20 protein-coding genes, 1 pseudogene and 1 riboswitch are annotated in these 21,737 nt (G+C 57.5%); of the genes and pseudogenes, 8 read left to right on the plus strand and 13 right to left on the minus strand.

The genetic code is table 11. The features are described 5' to 3' along the window. Positions 1-9 precede the first annotated feature (9 nt). On the minus strand, positions 10-900 hold the full coding sequence (locus PuT2_RS10385; protein ID WP_093970980.1) for a lysophospholipid acyltransferase family protein: 891 nt from the start codon (positions 898-900) through the stop codon (positions 10-12). A 15-nt stretch (positions 901-915) separates the two neighbouring features. Next, the gene (locus PuT2_RS10390) at positions 916-1,767 is read right to left on the minus strand and encodes a lysophospholipid acyltransferase family protein (RefSeq protein WP_093970981.1); all 852 of its coding nucleotides are present in this window, start codon (positions 1,765-1,767) and stop codon (positions 916-918) included. A gap of 255 nt (positions 1,768-2,022) precedes the next feature. On the opposite strand from PuT2_RS10390, the gene metK reads away from it, so the two are divergent. The 5 genes from metK (at position 2,023) to metF (ending at position 6,199) form a co-directional block, all read left to right on the plus strand. After that, the gene (metK, locus tag PuT2_RS10395; RefSeq protein WP_093970982.1) at positions 2,023-3,186 is read left to right on the plus strand and encodes a methionine adenosyltransferase; all 1,164 of its coding nucleotides are present in this window, start codon (positions 2,023-2,025) and stop codon (positions 3,184-3,186) included. Next, positions 3,186-3,401, plus strand: coding sequence for a DUF1289 domain-containing protein (locus PuT2_RS10400; RefSeq protein ID WP_093970983.1), 216 nt, complete (start codon positions 3,186-3,188; stop codon positions 3,399-3,401). The genes metK and PuT2_RS10400 overlap by 1 nt, the downstream gene beginning before the upstream one ends. Positions 3,402-3,431: 30 nt before the next feature. Then, positions 3,432-3,509, plus strand: a riboswitch (S-adenosyl-L-homocysteine riboswitch). A gap of 70 nt (positions 3,510-3,579) precedes the next feature. Beyond that, positions 3,580-4,998, plus strand: a complete 1,419-nt coding sequence (ahcY, locus tag PuT2_RS10405; protein WP_093970984.1) for an adenosylhomocysteinase — start codon at positions 3,580-3,582, stop codon at positions 4,996-4,998. Between the two features lie 26 nt (positions 4,999-5,024). Continuing rightward, entirely contained in the window at positions 5,025-5,363 is a 339-nt protein-coding gene (locus tag PuT2_RS10410) for a phage holin family protein (RefSeq protein WP_093970985.1), read from the plus strand. Then, positions 5,360-6,199, plus strand: a complete 840-nt coding sequence (gene metF / locus PuT2_RS10415) for a methylenetetrahydrofolate reductase [NAD(P)H] (RefSeq protein ID WP_093970986.1) — start codon at positions 5,360-5,362, stop codon at positions 6,197-6,199. Before PuT2_RS10410 ends, metF begins: the two co-directional genes overlap by 4 nt. 80 nt (positions 6,200-6,279) lie before the next feature. On the opposite strand, the gene PuT2_RS10420 is transcribed toward metF, so the two are convergent. Continuing rightward, on the minus strand, positions 6,280-6,915 hold the full coding sequence (locus PuT2_RS10420; RefSeq protein WP_093970987.1) for a 5-formyltetrahydrofolate cyclo-ligase: 636 nt from the start codon (positions 6,913-6,915) through the stop codon (positions 6,280-6,282). 27 nt (positions 6,916-6,942) lie between these two features. Here PuT2_RS10420 and PuT2_RS10425 point away from each other — a divergent pair, with 27 nt between their 5' ends. Both PuT2_RS10425 and PuT2_RS10430 read left to right on the plus strand, forming a co-directional pair. Then, positions 6,943-8,964 (plus strand): lytic transglycosylase domain-containing protein, encoded by a 2,022-nt coding sequence (locus tag PuT2_RS10425; protein ID WP_093970988.1) that lies wholly within the window; start codon positions 6,943-6,945, stop codon positions 8,962-8,964. Beyond that, on the plus strand, positions 8,964-10,139 hold the full coding sequence (locus PuT2_RS10430; RefSeq protein ID WP_093970989.1) for a hypothetical protein: 1,176 nt from the start codon (positions 8,964-8,966) through the stop codon (positions 10,137-10,139). Before PuT2_RS10425 ends, PuT2_RS10430 begins: the two co-directional genes overlap by 1 nt. A 40-nt stretch (positions 10,140-10,179) precedes the next feature. Here PuT2_RS10430 and PuT2_RS10435 read toward each other — a convergent pair whose 3' ends face one another. The 3 genes from PuT2_RS10435 to PuT2_RS10445 all read right to left on the minus strand — a co-directional run bounded on the left by PuT2_RS10435 (position 10,180) and on the right by PuT2_RS10445 (position 13,038). Beyond that, the gene (locus tag PuT2_RS10435) at positions 10,180-11,457 is read right to left on the minus strand and encodes a class I SAM-dependent methyltransferase (protein WP_371596735.1); all 1,278 of its coding nucleotides are present in this window, start codon (positions 11,455-11,457) and stop codon (positions 10,180-10,182) included. Positions 11,458-11,628: 171 nt separating this feature from the next. Further along, a complete protein-coding gene (gene wrbA, locus PuT2_RS10440; protein WP_093970990.1) occupies positions 11,629-12,267 on the minus strand; it encodes an NAD(P)H:quinone oxidoreductase in 639 nt (212 codons plus the stop codon). Positions 12,268-12,339: 72 nt separating this feature from the next. Continuing rightward, positions 12,340-13,038: a pirin family protein gene (locus PuT2_RS10445; RefSeq protein WP_093970991.1), complete on the minus strand. Its 699-nt coding sequence runs from the start codon at positions 13,036-13,038 to the stop codon at positions 12,340-12,342. 120 nt (positions 13,039-13,158) lie between these two features. On the opposite strand from PuT2_RS10445, the gene PuT2_RS10450 reads away from it, so the two are divergent. Then, positions 13,159-14,055 (plus strand): LysR family transcriptional regulator, encoded by an 897-nt coding sequence (locus PuT2_RS10450; protein ID WP_093970992.1) that lies wholly within the window; start codon positions 13,159-13,161, stop codon positions 14,053-14,055. Between the two features lie 148 nt (positions 14,056-14,203). Here the strand turns inward: PuT2_RS10450 and PuT2_RS10455 are convergent. The 7 genes and pseudogenes from PuT2_RS10455 to trpE form a co-directional block, all read right to left on the minus strand. Beyond that, positions 14,204-16,053, minus strand: a pseudogene (locus PuT2_RS10455) (DEAD/DEAH box helicase); the annotation flags it as partial. A gap of 370 nt (positions 16,054-16,423) precedes the next feature. Beyond that, positions 16,424-17,149, minus strand: coding sequence for a uracil-DNA glycosylase (locus PuT2_RS10460; protein WP_093970993.1), 726 nt, complete (start codon positions 17,147-17,149; stop codon positions 16,424-16,426). Continuing rightward, the gene (locus tag PuT2_RS10465) at positions 17,146-17,619 is read right to left on the minus strand and encodes an HIT family protein (RefSeq protein ID WP_093970994.1); all 474 of its coding nucleotides are present in this window, start codon (positions 17,617-17,619) and stop codon (positions 17,146-17,148) included. Before PuT2_RS10465 ends, PuT2_RS10460 begins: the two co-directional genes overlap by 4 nt. Further along, positions 17,619-18,407 (minus strand): indole-3-glycerol phosphate synthase TrpC, encoded by a 789-nt coding sequence (trpC, locus tag PuT2_RS10470; RefSeq protein WP_093970995.1) that lies wholly within the window; start codon positions 18,405-18,407, stop codon positions 17,619-17,621. The genes PuT2_RS10465 and trpC overlap by 1 nt, the downstream gene beginning before the upstream one ends. Then, positions 18,404-19,438 carry an anthranilate phosphoribosyltransferase gene (trpD, locus tag PuT2_RS10475; protein WP_093970996.1) on the minus strand — a complete coding sequence of 345 codons (1,035 nt, stop codon included), beginning with the start codon at positions 19,436-19,438 and terminating at the stop codon, positions 18,404-18,406. The genes trpC and trpD overlap by 4 nt, the downstream gene beginning before the upstream one ends. A gap of 18 nt (positions 19,439-19,456) precedes the next feature. After that, positions 19,457-20,020, minus strand: a complete 564-nt coding sequence (locus PuT2_RS10480; protein ID WP_093970997.1) for an aminodeoxychorismate/anthranilate synthase component II — start codon at positions 20,018-20,020, stop codon at positions 19,457-19,459. 18 nt (positions 20,021-20,038) lie between these two features. After that, positions 20,039-21,559, minus strand: coding sequence for an anthranilate synthase component I (gene trpE / locus PuT2_RS10485; RefSeq protein WP_093970998.1), 1,521 nt, complete (start codon positions 21,557-21,559; stop codon positions 20,039-20,041). Positions 21,560-21,737: the final 178 nt, after the last annotated feature.

Consider the following 21,737-nt stretch of genomic DNA (forward strand, 5'->3'; position numbering starts at 1 on the left):
CGAATACGCCTAATAAGGTTTGGGCTCGCCGGGTGGTCGTGTTTTAAACCGGCGGTGAACCCAATAGTACTGGGCGGGGTCTTTGCGGATCCAGCCCTCAAGCAGGGTGTTGATACGTGCGGTGTCGGCTTCGGGGCCGTCGTTGCCGGGGAAGTCGGGGATCGGCGGCATCAGCTCGACATGATAGATGCCAGTATTTTCGTCAAGACGGCTGACGATAGGCAGCACCTTAGCGTTCCAGACGCGCGCAATTTGAGCCGTACTGAGCAGCGTGGCGGCCTGCACACCAAAAAAAGGCACAAATGCCGCACCTTCAATGCCGAAGTCCATATCGGGAAGGTAGTACACGGGGATGCCTTGGCGCAACAGGCGGATCAGCCCGCGTACACCGTCGTGCCGACTGATCAGAAACGATTCGTTGAACCGCGATCGGCCTTCTCGCATTAGATCGTCGATGTCGGTATCGCTGGACGGCGTATAAAACGTAGCTGTTTTGGGCGAGTCCATCGTGACGCGGGTTCCTGCGGCATCCAGACCGACAAAGTGCGGTGCCAGAATAATGACTTTTTCGCCGGCTTGGACATGTTGCTCAAGGTGCTCGTAACCCGACAGCTGAACGGTGTGTCGTACGCGATCGGGGTTACCAAACCAGATCAGACCGCGGTCGATGATGGACAAGGCCAGCAGGCGGAAGTGCCGCTTTAAAACGGCTTCGCGTTCGTCGTCAGGCCATTCGGGAAAGCACAGGCGTAGATTGGTGCGCACGATGTGGGCGCGCGACTTCATGAACCGGGGTGCCAGCCAACCCAGCACGCGCGCCCAGCGCAGGCGGGTTGCCGTCGGGCACTGCCCAAAATAGGTGAACATGGCGCGCAGTGGACGCGCTTTATTGATTTTCATAAGGTACGAGAGGGGTTAAAGCCCGGTTGACGGCGGCGGTGGTGCGCCCTCGGGGACTTTATATCTTTTGTAACTCCAGAGGTACTGCGTGGGAAACCGACGTATCAGCGCTTCCATGGCTTCGTTGATGAGCAGGGCCTGATCGGCCGGGTTGGCCGGTAGCGGATCGGGCAGTCGTACGTAATGAATACGCCAGCCTTGGCCGTGAGGTAGTCTCTCGCCCGCGGTCAAAATGACCGCGACGCCTGTTTGCGCCGCTAGCTTGCCGGCCAGAGTCATGGTGTATGCCTGCCGGCCAAAAAAGGGCGCCCACACGCCATCGCCTTGGGTAGGGACCTGGTCTGGCAGCATGCCTACCGCTTCGCCGCGCTTCAGTGCCCGGACGAATTCGCGCACGCCTTGCATATTTGCAGGCACGGCTTTAAGGCCCGATGTGTTGCGCGCAGCATCCATGACCGGCGCTAACACCGGCTTGCGCGGCGGCCTGTACATGACGGTGATGGGCCCATGCTGGGTAAGATAGCGCGCGGTGATTTCGAAGCACCCCAAATGAGGCGTGAGATAAAGAATCCCGCGCCCTTCTGCAAGGGCGCTTTTAACCACTTCATCGTCGTCGGTCACGACTTTCGACAGGCTTTCGGTGTTACGCAGCCATACCTTGGGCAGTTCCATGATCATGGCGCCGGCTTGCGCTGCCGCGGCTCGTGCAAAGGCAGGGCTGTTGTAGCCCGCTTGGCTTGCGTTGGCTTGAAGGCGGTCGCGATACTTGCCCGGTAGGGCATACACTATGCGACCCGCAACCCGACCGATGGCGTGCAACACAGGTAGCGGAACCGAGGCCAGCAAACGGAACAGGAAGAGCAGCATGAGCAGTGTGTGGCGGTAGTCTCAGACCGGCAAATGAAACAAAGAGCTATTTTCGCTTAAAATGAAAAGTATCGCTGAGTTAACCGACAACTTGCGGGGCGATACCAGGGCGGCGGCGCAAGCCTTTGTCCTGAATTAAATAATCCGCTAAAGCGTCGCGCCCTGATCGCAGCTTCACAGCCCGGCATCCGAGGTGCAACGCAACCCGTTCAACCTCTGTGCCGTAAAAACGGCCAACCTAGAAGGATGTCCACTGTGTCAAGCAACGATTACCTCTTTACTTCAGAATCAGTTTCCGAAGGTCACCCCGACAAGGTCGCCGACCAGATTTCCGACGCGATTCTCGACGCCATTTTCGAACAAGACCCCTACGCGCGTGTTGCCGCAGAAACCCTGTGCAATACCGGTTTGGTTGTTCTGGCCGGCGAAATCACCACAACCGCCAACGTTGATTACATCCAGGTCGCTCGCGACACTATCAAGCGCATCGGCTACGACAACACCGACTATGGTATCGACTACAAAGGTTGTGCCGTACTGGTTGCCTACGACAAGCAGTCGCCCGACATTGCCAAAGGCGTTGACCGTAACCCCGAGGCCAATATGGACCAGGGTGCCGGTGACCAGGGCCTGATGTTTGGGTATGCTTGCGACGAAACCCCCGACCTGATGCCAGCCCCTATTTGGTACGCACACCGCCTGGTGCAACGCCAAAGCGAGTTGCGCAAAGACGGCCGTTTGCCCTGGCTGCGCCCCGACGCCAAATCGCAAGTCACCTTCCGCTACGTTAACGGCAAGCCCGTCGAGGTCGACACCGTCGTGCTGTCTACCCAGCATCACCCCGAAATATCACAGGCCGATATCCGTGAAGCCGTTATCGAGCAGATCATCAAGCCTTGCTTCCCCGAAGGTCTGCTTACTGACAAAACCCGCTTCATGATCAACCCCACCGGTATTTTTGTTATTGGCGGGCCACAGGGCGACTGCGGTCTGACCGGTCGCAAAATCATCGTCGATACCTACGGTGGCGCATGCCCCCACGGCGGTGGTGCGTTCTCGGGTAAAGACCCTTCAAAAGTCGACCGCTCTGCCGCATATGCAGCGCGCTACGTCGCCAAGAACATTGTTGCCGCCGGCCTGGCGCGTCAGTGCCAGGTACAAATCAGCTACGCCATTGGTGTGGCCGAACCCATCAACATTACCGTCAACACTAACGGTACAGGTGTTGTCGGCGACGACAAAATTGCGTTGTTGGTTCGTGAACACTTCGACCTGCGGCCACGCGGCATCATCAATATGCTGAATCTGTTGCGTCCCATCTACGGTAAAACCGCAGCTTATGGTCACTTTGGCCGTGCCGAGCCCGAGTTCACCTGGGAAGCCACCGACAAAGCCGACCTGCTCAGAAAAGGTCTGTAATGTCTTCGTCCAGCCGCGACCACGACGACAGTCACAGCTTGTCACCCACCGACTCGCCGTGTGTCGCCGTATGCTCTACCTTGTACGACGACATTTGTCGCGGCTGCGGACGAACGGCCATGGAAGTGGCCAACTGGGTTTTTTTGTCTGAAGACGAAAAGCGCGTTGTCTGGGCGCGCATCAAAAGCCAGGGTTATCCGCGTCGTCAGGGCTAGATAACGCTGGCAATTACGCTACAATGACACCACCCTGAGGGGCGCTGCGACGGGATACTCCCCGCTAGGCTCAGGGTCGTTTCTTTTGTTCAACGGCGCTCATCATCACCTGCTGGCCGGGTGGGGTGGGCAAAATCGTTGCTCCGCACCGGTCTCGGCAGGTTTAAGGAATTCTTCCATGAACACTGTTGCTGACACCAATTTCAAAGATTACATCGTTGCCGATATCGGGCTGGCTGGCTGGGGCCGTCGTGAGCTCGCCATTGCCGAAACCGAAATGCCCGGCTTGATGGCTACGCGTGAAGAATACGCTGCCGCGCAACCGCTTAAAGGCGCCCGTATCGCTGGCAGCCTGCACATGACCATCCAAACGGGTGTGCTTATCGAAACCCTGGTCGCCCTGGGTGCCGAAGTGCGGTGGGCATCGTGCAATATTTTCTCTACGCAAGATCACGCCGCTGCAGCTATTGCCGCTGCAGGCATTCCTGTGTTCGCCGTCAAGGGCGAAACCCTCGAAGAATACTGGCAGTACACCCACAAGCTGTTCGAGTGGCCCAATGGCCAGCAAGCCAACATGATTCTCGACGACGGCGGTGACGCCACGCTCATGCTGCATTTGGGTACCAAGGCCGAAAAAGATATTTCCGTTCTGGCTAACCCCGGTAGTGAAGAAGAGCGAGTGCTATTCGCCGCCATCAAGGCGCGTCTGGCTACTGACCCCACCTGGTACTCGGTGCGTCTGGCACAAATCAAAGGGGTTACCGAAGAAACCACGACGGGCGTGAACCGTTTATATCAAATGGCCAAAAAAGGCGAACTGGCGTTTCCCGCCATCAACGTCAATGACTCGGTCACCAAGTCCAAATTCGACAACCTTTATGGTTGCCGCGAATCGCTGGTCGACGGCATCAAGCGCGCGACCGACGTCATGGTCGCCGGCAAAATCGCTGTTGTTGTGGGTTTTGGCGACGTCGGTAAGGGTTGTGCCCAGGCGTTGGCCGCGCTGCGTGCCCAGGTTTGGGTTACCGAAATCGACCCTATCTGCGCCCTGCAGGCTTCAATGGAAGGCTACAAAGTGGTCACCATGGAAGAGGCCGCCGATAAAGCCGACATTTTCGTGACGGCCACCGGTAATTATCACGTCATTACCCGTGATCACATGGAGCGCATGAAAGACCAGGCCATCGTTTGCAATATCGGTCACTTCGATAACGAAATCGACGTTGCTGCTATCGAAGACCTCGAGTGGGAAGAGATCAAGCCCCAGGTCGATCACGTGATCTTCCCCGACGGCAAGCGCATTATTTTGTTGGCACAAGGCCGCTTGGTAAACCTGGGTTGCGCGACAGGCCACCCATCGTTCGTGATGTCGGCTTCGTTCACCAATCAAACCATCGCCCAAATCGAACTGTTTACCCGGGGTGACGCCTACAAAAAGGGCGAGGTTTATGTCTTGCCCAAGCACCTCGACGAAAAAGTCGCGCGTTTGCACCTTAAAAAGCTGGGCGTAAATCTCACCACGCTGTCCGAGCATCAGGCAGCTTACATTAACGTTTCGGTCGACGGCCCTTACAAGCCCGATCACTACCGTTATTAAACCTTGAACTTCAACGGAGGCTGACCATGGAAATTTTGCTGATATGGATTCTCAATGCAGTGGCACTGCTGGTCGTGGCGTATGTTCTGCCTGGTATCACGGTGGCATCGTTTGGATCGGCCCTCGTGGCCGCGCTGGTTCTAGGCTTGCTCAATACCCTGGTCAAGCCTCTGTTGGTTCTGTTGACACTGCCCATCACTATCGTGACCCTGGGGCTGTTTTTGCTGGTACTTAATGCGCTGGTGTTCTGGTTTGCCGGCTCCATTCTCAAAGGCTTCCAGGTCAATGGCTTTTGGTGGGCTTTGTTGGGTGCATTTGTATACAGTATTGTCTCGGGGCTCTTGTCCAGGTTGATTTCACAATGAATGCTTCCAAGGCGCTAAGCCTAGAGTTCTTTCCTCCGCGCGATGCCGCTGCCCAAGAAAAGCTGTCGGTGGCGGCGCGTCGGCTGTCGGCTTTAAACCCGGCGTACGTCAGCGTAACGTTTGGTGCCGGCGGTTCAACGCGCGAAGGCACTGCCGAGGCCGTTCGTCTGATGCAGGGTTTGGGGTTCGACGCCGCACCGCATTTGTCGTGTGTGGGCTCAACCCGAAGCGTACTGGCCGATATTCTCGATGCCTACCGCAACACTGGCGTACGGCGTGTGGTTGCCCTGCGTGGCGACCCACCTTCGGGCATGGGCATCGATAGCGGCGATTTGCATTATGCCGTCGACCTCGTTCGTTTTATTCGCGAGCACTCTGGCGACTGGTTCCACATCGAGGTAGCTGCTTATCCCGAAGTGCATCCGCAGGCCAAAAGTGCGCAGTCTGACCTTGATCATTTTGTCAGCAAGGTTAATGCGGGTGCCAATGCAGCCATTACGCAGTACTTCTTTAATGCCGACGCTTATTTCGACTTTGTCGACAGGGCGCAGGCCAAAGGGGTTAATGTTCCTATTGTGCCGGGCATCATGCCCATCACCAATCAGGTTCAGTTGTTGCGGTTCTCCGATATGTGCGGGGCCGAGGTTCCGCGCTGGATCCGTCAACGCCTGGCCGACTACCAGGGCGACTTGGCCTCGATCAAGGCCTTCGGTAAAGATGTCATTACGCAGATGTGTCAGCGTTTGCTCGATGGCGGAGCGCCTGGCCTGCACTTTTACACATTGAATACGGCAGAATCTACATTGGCCATTGCAAACGACCTGAAGCTGGGTTGAAGCAGTTTTGGTTACGTAGTTGCCAGGCTATGCCTAACGCCGGTACGGTTGTACCGGCGTTTTGTATTAGGCGGTTCTGATTACTCGGGTAGTTTTAACGCCCAGCCTTTGTCTGTCAAAATGCCGTCCAGCCTGTAGTCGTGAGGATGAGGCTCGTAGACCACATCGTCCAGTCGGTCGATGTCGCCGCAAGCCCAAGCAATGCCCAGGGCTAAAAAGGTATGGCCTTGTGATTTCAGATTCGTCAGGGTGCGGTCGTAGTAGCCTTTGCCGTAACCCACGCGGTCGCCCTTGCGGGTAAAGCCCAGGGTAGGTACTAAAATAACGTCGGGTGGTGGCGCTGGTTTGCCTGTGGGCTCGGCAATGCCAAACGCGCCGGTCTGCATGTCGGTGTCCGGAGTCCATAACCGAAACGTCAGCGGTTGCTCGGGGCCGGTTACGACGGGTAACGATACCGTGATGTCTTCCTCCTCAACCCACTGGTATAACAGCGGCGTCAGGTCGGGCTCTTGAGCCATAGGCCAAAATGCAGCAATATTTTTAGGTGTGGGTTTGCCTGCTTTTTTTAGTGCGTCGCGCGTGGTGGCCAGCCAAGTAAACAGGCGTCCGCGCATCAGCAACGCACCACGTCGCGCCTCGTTTGGGTCCTGGGCTAAACGTAACGCTTTCAGGCGGTCTCGCAGGGCCGGCGTCTTATTCTCTATACTGTTGCTCATGGCGGTTACTTCGTAAGGTTGTTCAAGATGGTGTTCAAGCAGTCCCAACGGTATCAGAAATTGTTTCGTCGTGCCGGTATCGCCCTAGCGGGCTTGGTGGTAGCCGCCAGTGTGGCGTCTGTCCCGGCAAAAGCTCAGTCTTCAGCCCCGGTCGAAGTCATCCGCATTACCACGCAAACCGATGCCCCGCTGCAAGCGGTCATCGATGCGCGCGACGCTATGCAAAGCAAGCAATGGGGGCGTCTCGAGGCCTTGGCATCGGTCGCAAGTCAAGAGCCCTTATTGGGTTCTTACGCCGAGTACTGGTTGTTGCGTCGGCAATTACAAGACCCGACATCGCCTGTGCCCACCGAGCGTCTTCAGCGCTTCATGGCCACCAATAAAGATGCTTATCTGGCCGATCGCATCCGGGCCGATTGGGTAGTCGCCGCAGCGCGCACCGGCGACTATCGCCAAGCCTTGGCGTTGGAGCCGGTGGTAGCCAGCAATGCGATGGTCGACTGCGCGGTACTGCTGTCGCGTCATATGACCGGTCAGCCGGTTAACGCGCAAGTGGCCGTCGATACCTTCCGGCCGGTCAGCACGTGCTGGATGATGCTCGATCAACTTGTTGATAGCAACGTGGTCATCTGGAAGCACTTGCAGCCTATGCTGCGCGATACGCTTGAAACCAATAAAACGGGCGATGCGCAACGGTTGGCTGCACTGATGTTTAATGCGGTGCAAATGAAGTCATATGCCGCGCTCATGAAAAATCCCAAGCAGTGGCTGTCTACACAGTCAACGCCGCGCACGCGTGAAGACTTCGAGCTGGTGACCTTGGCTTTGTCGCGCCTGGCGCGCGGCGATCGCGATGCCGAAACGGCTTATATCCAGCAGCGTTGGGCCAATGTCATCTCGAAGGCCGATATGCAATGGGTGTGGGGGCAGTTTGGGTTGGTGTCGGCGCTCAATGTCGAGCCCGAAGCCGTCACTTGGTATCGACAGTCGGGCAATATTCCTAAAAGCGATTACAACCATGCCTGGGAAGTGCGCTCCGAGCTTCGGCAGGTGCCTATCGACTGGAAGCAGGTGGGTAACGCGATTCGCAAAATGACAGCGCGCCAGCAGGCCGAGCCGGTATGGGTGTACTGGTATGCGCGTTCTTTGGCAGCTGTAGGAAATGAGCAGGCAGCAACCAAGTTATATCAGTCTATTCTGGGCGATTACGGGTTTTATGGGCAGTTGGCCCACGAAGAGCTGGGTATGCCTATAGCCATGCCGCCAAAGCCGGCTCCGGTAACGCCCGACGAACTCGCTCAGGCACAGGCAAACCCTGGGTTGCAAAGGGCCATCAAACTTTTCGATCTGGGGTGGCGGGCCGAGGCTGTGCCCGAATGGAATTTCACCCTTCGGGGCATGACCGATCGCCAGTTGCTGGCCGCGGCCGAACTGGCACGCGAAGAGCAGATCTTTGACCGGGTCGTCAATACGTCGCTGCAAACCACTGAACTGGCCGACTTTTCGCAACGCTTTGTCGCGCCATTCGAGGGGCGCGTCAGCCAGAAAGCGCGCGAAATCAATCTTGATCCTGCCTGGGTCTATGGTCTTATCCGTCAAGAGTCCCGGTTTATCACCGATGCCCGGTCGCGGGTGGGCGCGTCGGGTCTGATGCAGCTGATGCCGGCAACAGCGCGCTGGGTGGCTAAAAAAATCGGCATGACCGACTTTAAGCCGTCGTCGGTCAATGATTTCGAAGTGAATACGATTCTGGGCACGCAATACTTGCGCATGGTGCTCGAAGATCTGGGCGGTTCCCAGGTGCTCGCAACTGCAGGGTATAACGCGGGGCCGGGTCGTTCCATTCAGTGGCGCGCCAAGTTGCGTGGGCCGGTCGAAGGGGCGATATTTGCCGAGACTATCCCGTTCACCGAGACGCGGCTCTATGTCAAAAACGTGTTGTCCAATGCCGTGTACTACGACATGCTCTTTAGCGGGAAGTCGCAATCGCTCAAGGCGCGCTTAGGTACCATTAGCCCGAAGCCGCGCCGGGGTACAGGCCTGCCGTAATGACCAGGTTTTTACCGCTGCCGGTCGCTGAGCCCGATCCGGTTACCAACGGGTTGCAGGTATACATTGTCGGGGGCGCTGTACGCGACGCTTTGTTGGGGTTGCCGGCCGGAGACCGCGACTGGGTGGTTGTCGGCGCGACTCCCGAAGCCATGTCGGCGCGCGGGTTTGTGCCGGTCGGTGGCGACTTCCCTGTCTTCTTGCACCCGGTTACCAAAGAAGAGTATGCGCTTGCGCGTACTGAACGAAAGTCGGGGCGGGGGTATCAGGGGTTCACGTTTTATACCGGCGCCGATGTCTCTTTGGCCGACGATCTGCGTCGGCGCGATCTCACCGTTAACGCGATTGCCCAAACGCCACAAGGCCAATTGGTCGATCCGCTCAATGGTCTGGCCGATATCCAGGCTCGCGTCCTGCGCCATGTCGGCGACGCGTTTGTCGAAGACCCCGTCCGGTTGTTGCGGCTGGCGCGTTTTGCGGCGCGTTTCGCCGACTTTTCCATAGCGCCCGAAACCCTCGCCCTGGCGCAGCGTCTGGTGGCCGAGGGGGAGGTCGACGCTCTTGTTCCAGAGCGGGTATGGCGTGAGATGGCGAAGGGGCTGATGAGCGCGCACCCGGAACGAATGTTCGAGGTGCTGCGTAACACCGGTGCGTTGCAGCGCGTCATGCCAGGTTTTGTCTTCGATGTGCGACTAGCCGAAAGGCTTGAGTGTGCTTCTGCGAGTCGGTTGTCCTTGGCGGGGCGATTTGCACTTGCCGTGCTTCATAGCCCTTCGCCCGAGACGCTGGCCCGACACTTGCGTGCACCCGTCGAGGTGGTGGATTACAGCCGCTTGTTGCCGTGTATCGTTGCGTGGCAGTGCGGTACTGCCCTTGGCGAGGCGGGTATGCCAGCAAAGGCTGGCAAGGCGTCGCCTGAAAGCGTTTTGACCCTTATCGAGCAGGCCGACGGCTTGCGCAAACCCGATCGCTTTCAAGCGTTGCTGCAGGCGGCGGCGTGTACCTGCCAAGAGGAGCAGTCGACGATGTCAATGGCTCAATGGTTGACGTGCCTGGCTAAGGTGCACGACGTTGATGCCGGTGCAGTGGCACGATCTTGCGCGGGCCGGCCTGCGCAAATTAAAGCCGCGGTGCGGGAAGCGCGTTTGGCGGCCCTTGAAGGTCTGGTGTCTTAGCCAGTGATGACGACTTCGATGTGGTGGTAATGCCAGTCAGTCAGAGCCGGTCGCGGCGGTCGCCTTGCATAAAGCCAAGCAGCGGGCCGTCGATGTCTTTACCAATTGCCAGCACCTTGAATAATTCGCCCATCTCGGCTTCTGACAACAGTTTTTGTACAGGCCCTATTTGGCGGGCATGCGCCACCGGGTCGGCTGGGTCGATGTCGGCAATAAGCGCTGGCAGCCCGGCGTTGATCAGGAAGCGCGCCTGAGACGTATAGCCCAGGACGTCGAGCCCGCCCTCCAGCGCTGCGTCGGCCATGGCGGTAAAGTCGACGTGGGCGGTGATGTCTTGCAGGCCAGGGTATAAAAACGGGTTGGCATGTGCCTGGTGCCGGTAATGGCACATCAGCGTGCCTTCAGCGCGTTGCGGGTGGTAATACTCGTGACGAGGAAAACCGTAGTCAATAAGCAGTGCGGCCCCTTTGTGCAGCCAATCACCCATGCCCGCTACCCACGCCTCGGCCTGCAGGTTGACCTCGGAGCGGTAGCCCGGTAACGCCGGCATGCGACTGCCTACCAGCTTTTGCAGACGAGGTGATGCCGCGCGCACGGCCCATTCGAAGTCGTCGTTATATGTAACGCCCATTTCCTGCAGTTTCCCGCTCTCATCCCATTGGAACAGGGTGACTGGCATAGCGTCCATGACTTCGTTGGCAATAACGCAACCTTCGAAGGCCTCGGGAAGCTGGTCGAGCCAGACCACGTTGGCGTCAGTGTCGGCAAGACGCGCTTGCTGCCGTGATTTCAGGTCGGCCGAGACCTCGATAATGGTGTACGAGGGTTGTATGCCCAACTGTTGCAAGGCCGGAATAAGTGACGCAGCCAGTGCACCAGAGCCTGCGCCGAATTCGAGCACTTGGTTTGTTTTTGTTTGCTGCAACACCTGGGCGATTTGCCGCGCCAGGGTCTGGCCGAAAAACGGCGAGAGTTCGGGCGCCGTAGTGAAGTCGCCCACTGGCAGGTTGCTGCCAAATTTTTCTGTACCGGCGACGTAATAGCCCAGCCCGGGCGCGTAGAGCGCCGATTGCATCCACTGATCGAATGGCAAAAACCCATTAGATGCCGCTTTGATTTGCGCTTCGAGAAGCCGGTGCAGGGCGGCGCTGTGCTGCGCGGCGGCGGGGTCTGGTTCGGGAAGCGAAGACGACATGGGGGATTTGGATGTTGGTGTCCGTGTTGACGGCGATGGTGAGCGTGCTGCAGCTGCCGTAGCGGGTGCGGTAGTGCTCGGGGGCTGCGCTTGTTGCTTTAACAAGTGCAGGGAATACAGCATAGAGACCATAAAACCCGCAAGCAGGCCGACTGCCGCCGCGACAACAAAGTTGTCGAAGATGAACCAAAGAATGATTGCCAGCAGCAGCGACAGGAAAACGGGTTTAGTGGCCAGTTGCTTCATAGCGCCCGATTTTACGCGTAAAAAGTGCGTGCTAAATCGGGCGGTCGATCAGGCCAGTTCTGCGGCGCTTTGCATGGCTTCACGCCCCAGCTTTTGCGCCAAGGCGATTTCTGCCACATGACGGCCCTGGAAGCGGGCGCCTTCAAGCTCAACGGCGCTGGGTTGGCGGCTGCCGTCGCCGTTGGCAATGGTAGACGCCCCATAGGGTGTGCCGCCGTTGACCTGGTCATTGAGAGTTTGACCTTGGAATGAGTAGGGCAGGCCAACTACTGCCATGCCGTGATGCAAAAGTACGGTATGGAAGGACAGCAGTGTGGCTTCTTGGCCGCCATGTTGAGTGGCGGTCGATGTGAACACGCTGCCAACTTTTCCGATCAGCTTGCCTTGTGCCCACAGGCCACCGGTCTGATCCAGGAAGTTTTTCATCTGCGAGGACATCATGCCGAAACGGGTCGGCGTGCCGAAAATAATGGCGTCATAGTCCGCTAGTTCGGCCGGCGAGGCTACGGGCGCGGCCTGGTCCACTTTAAAGTGGTTGTTGCGCGCTACGTCTTCGGGTACCAGCTCGGGTACGCGTTTGACGTCGACCTGAGTGCCGGCAACCGTGCGTGCGCCTTCGGCAACGGCGTTTGCCAGGGTTTCAATATGGCCATAGGCCGAGTAGTACAGCACCAATACTTTAGACATGTGAAATTTCCTTATAAAGAAACTGGGGTTGATGTTGTTGCGGTAGCAAGGCCAGGCCTTGCGGTTTGGTGTTCAAGGAAGGTCAAAGACCAGGACTTCGGCCCCGCCCCCGTTATCCAGGGTTAGCGTCGATTCGCCCAAAATCCGGGCGCCGTCGCCGGCTTTCAAGGCATGGCCGTTTAGCGTGACCTTACCTTTGGCGACATGCACGTAACCGTGTCGCGCTGGGTCGATGGGCTTCGTTATGGCGTCGTTGTCGTCAAGCAAGGCCGCATAAATGCGTGCGTCCTGACGTATTTTCAAAGCGCCGTCTTCACCCTCTGGCGAGACCAACAAACGAAGCTGTCCACGCTTTTCATCTTCTGTAAAAAAGCGTTCCTGGTAGCCTGGCGCGGTTTCTGTTTCATTAGGCGTGATCCAGATTTGCAGAAAATGAGTGGGCGCCTCTTGCGAGCCATTGAATTCGCTATGCCGGATACCCGTGCCAGCGCTCATCAGCTGAACGTCGCCAGGACGTAAAATCGAGCCCGATCCCAAAGAGTCTTTGTGAGCCAAAGCGCCTTCAAGCACGTACGAAAAAATTTCCATGTTGCGATGGCCGTGCGCGCCAAAACCCTGAGCGGGTGCGACAGTATCGTCGTTGATGACACGCAGTGCACTCCAGCCCATTTGATCGGGGTCGTAGTAGTTGGCAAACGAAAATGTATGGTGGCTGTTGAGCCAGCCGTGGTTGGCGTGGCCGCGGTCTTCAGCTTTGCGAATCTCGATCATTTGGGCCTCCGGGCTTGTTTCGTTGAGTGACGTTATGGCTATTTTATGGTCAAATGAATAGATAAAAAATCGCTAAATTACGATTAAAATAATCGAATTTTTAGATGTAAAGGTAGGTGGATGAAAACAACGTTAGAGCAATGGCGGGCCTTTCAGGCGGTGGTCGAATATGGCGGCTATGCTCAGGCGGCCGAACGGCTTCATCGCAGTCAGTCATCCATCAGTTATCTGGTGGGGAAGTTGCAAGAACAGCTGGGTGTTGTGCTGCTTGAAGTTCAGGGGCGTAAGGCCGAACTCACCGAGGCAGGCAGGGTATTGCTCGAATACGCGCAAAGCTTGCTGTCAGAAGCCAACGGCATCGAAACCCTTGCGCAGCGCATCGGTGAAGGATGGGAGACCACGCTCAAGCTGGTGGTGGATGCGGCATTTCCCACGCAAGCATTGGTCGAAACCATGCACCAGTTCAATGGCCGTGCGCCGGCGACTCGCGTTCAGCTCACCGAAGTCGTTTTGTCGGGTGCCGAAGACGCCGTACTGGAACAGCAGGCCGATATCGCGATCTCGGCGCATGTGCCTGTTGGTCGGCTGGGGCAGAAGCTTTGCGACATCGAGTTTGTTGCTGTGGCCCGCTTTGATCACCCCTTGCATCAGTTGGGGCGGATGCTGACCGAGCACGACCTGAAAAGCCATTTGCATGTGGTGGTGCGCGATTCAGGCATGAAGCAACCGCGAAACGAAGGCTGGCTGGGATCGTCGCACAGGTGGACCGTAAGTGGCTTTCCTGCCTCGCGGGCCATGGTGGTGGGTGGGCTGGCTTTTGCCTGGTTACCCACGCATATTGTGCAGCCCGATCTTGATGCTGGCGTACTGGTGCCACTTGCTTTGGGGCCGTATCAGCGGCGTTTTGGGGCGCTGTTTCTTATTTACGGGAACCCCGATCGCATCGGCCCCGCCACTGCTTTGCTGGCGCAGCTCTTGCAAGAAACCGTCAGGGCGAGATGTCCTGTGCCGCAATAAAAAACGCCCTGTAATCCTGGAAGACCAGGGTTGCAGGGCGTCTTTTCAAACTACGTGGGGCGTAGCCCCACGTTTGCTTGTGTTATGCGAAGCGCGAAGGGCGGCTGGTTGCGCCTGTCTTGGCTCCCGCAGGCTTTTTGAAGCTGGGGCGGGGGCGAGCAGGGCGATCGGTTGCTGCAGCAGCAGGGCCGTCGTGGCGCTTCGAGCCGCCAAAGTGGCCACGGTGGGCGCCGGCGTCCTGGTCGCGATATGCCGGGGCACGGCCTTCGAACGCAGGTTTGTCGCCAAAGCGGCCTTCGGGTTTGCTGTACGAAGTACGACCTTCAGATTTCCCGAACGAAGGCTTGTCGCCGAAACGACCTTCAGGTTTGTTATACGAAGGCTTGTCGCCGAAACGGCCTTCAGGCTTGCCATACGAAGGCTTGTCGCCGAAACGACCTTCAGGTTTGCTATACGAAGGCTTGTCGCCAAAGCGACCTTCGGGTTTGCTATATGAAGGTTTGTCGCCGAAACGACCTTCGGGTTTGCCGAACGAAGGCTTGTCGCCAAAGCGGCCTTCAGGCTTACCATATGAANCTATACGAAGGCTTGTCGCCAAAGCGACCTTCGGGTTTGCTATATGAAGGTTTGTCGCCGAAACGACCTTCGGGTTTGCCGAACGAAGGCTTGTCGCCAAAGCGGCCTTCAGGCTTACCATATGAAGGCTTGTCGCCGTAGCGACCTTCGGGTTTGCCGTAGCTGGGCTTACCGCCGCCAAAACCGCCGCGAGCGCCGTAAGGCTTTTTGCCGCCGGGTGTCCGATCGGTGTAAGTGGGACGCACGGTTTTCTTGGGTTCCAGACCTTCAATGACATCTGAAGGAATAGGCTGGCCAATAAAGTGCTCGATACGACGGATCTTGTGGCGTTCGGCATGGGTAGCCAGCGTGAAGGCCAAACCATTGTTGCCGGCACGACCTGTACGACCAATGCGGTGCGTGTAATCTTCGGGCTGCATGGGCAGGTCGTAGTTGATCGCGTGGCTGATACCCTGAACGTCGATACCGCGGGCAGCGACGTCGGTGGCGACCAGGATACGCAGTTTACGTTTTTGCAGCAGGCCCANGGATACGCAGTTTACGTTTTTGCAGCAGGCCCAACGTACGTGTACGCTGGCGCTGGTTCATGTCGCCATGCAATGCACCGGCCTGGAAGCCCTGGTCAGACAGACGGATGGCCAAGTCATCGGCGCCGCGTTTTGTTGCCGTAAATACAATGGCTTGGTCAAGGTTGGCGTCGCGCAGCAGGTGGTCGAGCAGGCGCAGTTTGTGGTTGTTGTCGTCTGCATAAAGCAGGCTTTGCGTAATGTTGCTGTGTTTTTCTTTGTGGCCCGACACTTCGATACGAAGCGGTTCACGCATCATTTTGCCGGCCAGGCGGGCAATCGAGCCGTCCAGCGTTGCCGAAAACAACAGCGTTTGGCGATCGGCCGGTGTGCTGGCCACAATGGTTTCAATATCTTCGATAAAGCCCATGTCCAGCATACGGTCGGCTTCGTCGAGCACCAATGTGTGTACGGTCGACAAGTTGACGCGGCGTGCCTGAAGGTGATCGATCAGGCGGCCTGGCGTTGCGACCAGAACATCGACGCGACGCGACAAGGCTTTAAGTTGGGCGCCGTAAGGCATGCCGCCCACAACGACAGCTGTGCGAAGGTCTTTAATGTGCGCGCCGTAAATTTTGGTGGCCTCGGCTACTTGCATGGCCAGTTCGCGGGTAGGGGTCAAGACCAGTACCTGAACACCTGTGCCGGCGTTGGCGGGCATTTGTGCAATGCGGTTCAGGGCGGGCAACATGAAAGCGGCGGTTTTACCGCTGCCGGTTTGCGCCGACACCATCAGGTCGTGGCCCTCAAGGGCTTTAGGCACAGCCGCAGCTTGCACCGACGTAGGCGTAGTAAAGCCAGCTTTGCTGACGGCAGACAATAGGGTAGGGACGAGACCCAGGTTCTCAAAAGACATGCGTATTCCTTTGCCGTTGTTTACGGCATACACTGGCCTGGGTTCAAAATGACCCATTGGCCGGTTGATTGAAAGCATCGTGCCGACCAATCAACCTGGAGTGCAGCAGGTTTGCTAGCGCAAACCGCAACGGAAAAGGCTTGGGGGTCAGGGGGCGATGGCGTCCGACATGGGTGCTGACGAATCAGTCAACTGCTGGCACACAACCCTCGGGTTGTATAAAAATGTCGACGCGTTTTATTGCAGTGCTCGGAGTATAGCCCGCACAACAATATTAGGGAAAGTACTAATTTGTAACGTGCTCGTCATGTTGCGTGCGTACCGCAGGGCTGGCGTACAGTCGCCGGGGGTGTCGTAATGCCAGTACAGCTTACCAGTTGATGGCTCGCTGGCCTTGCTCGGTCAGCCATGCGTTGGCTTGGGCAAAATGCCCGCACCCGATAAAGGGCACCGGAGGTCGGCGAGCCGACAGCGGTGACGGGTGGTTGGCGCAAAGCACTAGGTTGAACGCATTGTCGGGGATCAGCCCGCGTTTTTGCTGGGCATGGTTGCCCCACAGCATAAACACCTTGGGCTGCGTGCCTTGCGCCACGCGGCGGATTAGCGCATCGGTAACGGCTTCCCAGCCGTGCCGGGCATGCGATGCTGGTTTGCCCGACTCTACCGTCAAGACGGTATTCAGCAACAGTACGCCTTGTTGCGCCCAGCGACTCAGGTCGTGAGACTGTAGGGTTAGACGGTCGGGGAACTCCAGCTTGAGCTCGGTAAAAATATTGCGCAAACTGGGTGGGCAGGGGCATTGTTCCGGTACGCTAAATGCTAGACCATGTGCCTGCCCGGGGCCGTGGTATGGGTCTTGCCCCAAAATAACCACATGTACATCGTCGGGAGCAAGCCCTTGCAACGCCCGGAAGGGGTGTGCCGGAAATATCACCGCGTTGGCCGCCAGGCGTTTGTTTAAAAAGGCGTCGAGGCCTGCTAATGCGGCGGCAACGTCGGTGTGCGCCAAAATGTCGCGCCAGGCCGCCGGCAGCCCAGCAATGTGCGGTGACAGCGGTCCGGCATACCTGTTGTCTGTCGGGTTCGCAGGCGTCATGTCGCTGCCCGATACCCCGGTAATTGCTCGAGCGCGTTGCGCAAAGCGTGGTGGTAGTCAGCCATCAGACTCAATTGCTGTTCCTGAAACACCTCCCAGGCCAGGTTTTGCTCGGGAGTGCGTTCGCGGGCCGGCGCCCAGACGGCATCGGGAAAACGGCTGTCGAGCCGCCAGCGCGGGATGACGTGCCAGTGGATGTGAGGTACCTGATTGCCCAGTTGGGCCACGTTTACTTTCACCGGGCTGAGCTCGTTGCGCAGTACGCTTTCTACGACCCACACCACCGACATCAGGTGTTCGCGTTCGGCGTGGGTCAGGTCGGTCATTTCGCTGACATGGGCATGCCAGACCACCCGCGTAAAGCCCGGGAAGTCGGGGTCTTGTGCGTCAATGACCCGAAGCTGGTCGTCGCTCCAGATTTCGACCAGCGGGTTGCGTGTGCACAGGGGGCAGGAAGGTGTGGCGCTCATTAGAAAAACAGCTCTTTCAATGCCAGGCCGGGGTCTTCGGCGCGCATGAAACGCTCGCCGACTAGAAAGGCGTTGACGTGATGAGAACGCATCAGGTCGACATCTTCGCGCGACAAAATGGCGCTTTCAGTCACCACCAGCTTTTCTGCAGGAATAAGCGGCAGCATGTCGATGGTGTTCTGCAGAGATACCTCGAAGGTGCGCAGGTTGCGGTTATTGATACCCAGAAGCCGCGTTTTCATTTTCAGGGCGATTTCAAGTTCTTCCTGATCATGCACTTCGACCAGAACATCCATACCCAACGACATGGCGAGTGCTTCCATTTCGTGCAGCTGTGAGGGACTTAGCGCAGCAACAATCAGCAAAATACAGTCGGCGCCAATGGCCCGTGCATGTGCAATTTGATAAGGGTCGATCATGAAGTCTTTGCGAAGCACGGGCAACGAGCACGCCGCGCGCGCCTGGCGCAAGTAATCATAGGACCCCTGGAAAAACTGCACGTCGGTCAGTACTGACAGGCACGCTGCGCCATGTGCCGCGTAGGAGGCTGCAATCTCAGCGGGGTTGAAGTTTTCGCGAATCACGCCTTTCGAGGGCGATGCCTTTTTGATTTCTGCAATGACCGCCGGCTTACCGTGCTGGATCTTGCTTTCCATGGCGCTTAAAAAGCCGCGCACATCCTTGCGGCTTTCGGCTTCGCGCAGCACGTCAGCTTCGCTGCGCATTTGGCGGGCGGTGGCGACTTCAGTTTTCTTGGTATCAATTATTTTTTGAAGGATGTCACTCATGACTGGAATTTCCGTGTAAATGCGCTGAACTGATTCAGTTTGTCCAGGGCTGCGCCGTTAGCAATGAGTTCGAAAGACTGTTTTACAGCGTCTTTGAGCGTGGCCGCACCATTGCCGGCATAAATGGCCAGCCCGGCATTGAAACCGACGATATCACGGGCAGCGCCTTCAACGTTAGCTAGCGCCTCTTTGATCATCGCCGCCGATTCGTCCCGACTGTTGACTTTGATCGAGCGATTGGACGTCATGGTAATACCAAAGTCTTCGGGGTGAATTTCGTACTCGTTGATTTCGCCGTCTTTCAGTTCGCCGATCAGGGTGGGGGCGCCCAAAGAGGCTTCGTCCATGCCGTCTTTGCCATGGATAACCAGAACGTGCTTTGACCCAAGGCGCTGCAGTACGCGCACCTGAATACCGACCAAATCTTGGTGAAACACACCCATGAGCTGGTTGCCGGCGCCGGCCGGGTTTGTCAGCGGCCCCAGAATATTGAAAATGGTTTTGACACCCAGCTCTTTACGAATGGGCGCTACATTTTTCATGGCGCCATGGTGTGCAGGCGCAAACATAAAGCCAATGCCGGTCTCGGCAATGCACTCTGAAATTTGCTCGGGGCTTAAGGCGATATTGACGCCCAGGGCCTCAACAACGTCGGCGCTGCCTGATGACGACGACGCACTTCGGCCCCCATGTTTGGCAATCTTGACCCCAGCTGCTGCTGCTACAAACATGGCGGCGGTAGAGATATTGAATGTATTGCTGCCATCGCCGCCCGTGCCTGCCATGTCCAGGAGGTCGTCGGGATTGGGTGTTTCTACTTTAAGTGCGAACTCGCGCATGACTTGCGCCGCAGCGGTGATTTCGCCAATGGTTTCTTTTTTGACGCGCAAGCCCATGATGAGCGCCGCCGCGATTTGCGGCGACATCTCGCCACGCATCAGCATGCGCATCAGGTGCAGCATTTCGTCGTGGAAAATTTCGCGATGCTCAATGCAGCGGGTCAGCGCTTCCTGGATTGAAATGTTTTTCATGTTCGGTGATCCTGTTATTTACATTGTAAGAAATCGGCGAAGCAGGTCATGCCCGTGCTCGCTCAAAATAGATTCGGGATGAAACTGTACGCCCTCAATGGGTAAGGTTTTGTGACGCACGCCCATAATCTCGCCGTCGTCGGTTTCAGCCGATATCTCCAAGCAGTCGGGCAGGCTGCTGCGTTCGATGGCCAGTGAGTGATAGCGCGTCACCGTAAAGGGTGAGGGCAAGCCGGCGAAAACGCCGGCGTTGTCGTGCGTAATGGCCGATGTCTTGCCATGCATTAGCGTTTTGGCGCGCACAATGTTTGCGCCAAAGGCCGCGCCGATGGCCTGGTGTCCCAGGCAGACGCCCAAAATCGGCTTGCGTCCCGCAAAGTGCTGTATTAGCGGAACCGAAATGCCTGCCTCTGCAGGCGAGCACGGCCCGGGGGAAATGCAGATCAGGTCGGGGTTGAGCGCGTCAATCTCTTCCAGCGTCGTTTGGTCGTTGCGTAGCACCATCACGTCTTCGCCCAACTCGCCAAAATAGTGCACAAGGTTGTAGGTAAACGAATCGTAGTTATCGATCATCAGCAGCATGGCTATCTCCGGTGGCGTTCAGACGGGTTCGTCCAGACCAAACTGGACTTTTTCTGCGGCGCGAATGACGGCTCGCGCCTTGGCTTCCGTTTCCTGCCATTCTTTTTCCGGGTCGGAATCCGCCACAATGCCGGCGGCGGCTTGCACATAAAGCATGCCGTCCTTGATGACGCCAGTACGAATGGCGATGGCGACATCCATTTCGCCGCTGTAGCTCAGGTAGCCAGCGGCACCGCCGTACACACCACGGCGCACCGGCTCCAATTCGTCAATGATTTCCATCGCCCGTACCTTGGGCGCGCCGGTCAGGGTGCCGGCCGGGAAAGTCGCGCGCAAAACGTCCATATTGCTTTGTCCCGGCTTCAGCGTGCCACTTACGTTTGACACCAGGTGCTGAACATGCGAATAGCGTTCGATGGTCATGGTTTCGGTCACTTTGACACTGCCTGTTTCCGCAATACGGCCGACGTCGTTGCGCGCTAGGTCAATCAGCATCACGTGCTCTGCCCGCTCTTTCGGGTCAGCTTGGAGCTCTTCGGCCAGTTGTTGGTCTTCTTGCGGGGTCGCGCCGCGACGGCGTGTGCCTGCCAGCGGACGAATAGTGACGACCGAGCGCGTTTTATCGTCTTCGGTCACGCTTTCCTGTCGCACCAGAATTTCGGGCGATGAGCCCACGACATGGAAGCTGTCGAAATCCCAGTAGTACATGTAAGGCGACGGGTTGAGTGAACGCAAGGCGCGGTAGAGCGACAGGGGAGAGTCACGAAACGGCTTGGCGATGACCTGGCCGACTTGTACTTGCATGACATCGCCTGACGCAATGTACTCTTTGGCGCGAAGCACGGCTTGCAAGTAGTCTTCTTTGGCAAAGCTGCGGTGGCAGTCGGTTTGCAGGCTAGCGTAGGCATACGGAATCGTGACAGGCGTACGCAGCTTCTCGCGCAATGTTTTGAGGCGGCGTTTGGCTTGTACATAGCTTTCGGGCTGACGGGTGTCTGCGTATACCAGCAGGTACGTTTTACCTGCCAGGTTATCCACAATGACTAATTCGTCAATGTGCAGCAGCATGAGGTCGGGCGTGCCTTTGCCTTGCCCGGCGGGGAAGGGTTTGACGGCCGGGCCCAGCTTCGATTCGATATTGCGAACGGTGTCGTATCCGAAGTAGCCGGCTAAACCGCCCGCGAAGCGCGGCATACCCGGGCGTAACGCTACCTTGAAGCGGGCCTGGTATTGCTCGATGAAGGCCAGCGGGTCGCCTTCGTGGATTTCGACCACCTTGCCCTGGTGCAGCACTTCGGTGGTGTTTCCGCTGGCGCGGATGACGGTTTTTGCTGGCAGGCCAATGAAGGAGTAGCGTCCAAAGCGTTCCCCGCCCACGACCGACTCGAGCAGGCAGCTGTTGCGCCCGCCATCGGGAGAGTTGTATGCCAGTTTCAGGTAAATGCTTAACGGGGTGTCCAGGTCGGCGTAGGTTTCCGCGATAAGCGGAATACGATTAAAGCCTTGGGCGGCCAGTGCATTGAATTCGATTTCGGTCATAAAAGGTCTCGGTGGTTAGGTTTGCACGCGCCGGGACCCTTAACGAAAAAGCCCGGCTACGCAGAGCGTTCCGGGCTGGATTCAGTTGGCTGGTGGTACAAAAACAGCTGGTTTTTGCACCAGGAGACGATTGACCGTTACCCGGAACACGAACGCCACCAGCGCCAATAGGCGCCGG

Source organism: Pusillimonas sp. T2 (assembly GCF_002236805.1).
Lineage (GTDB): Bacteria > Pseudomonadota > Gammaproteobacteria > Burkholderiales > Burkholderiaceae_B > Neopusillimonas.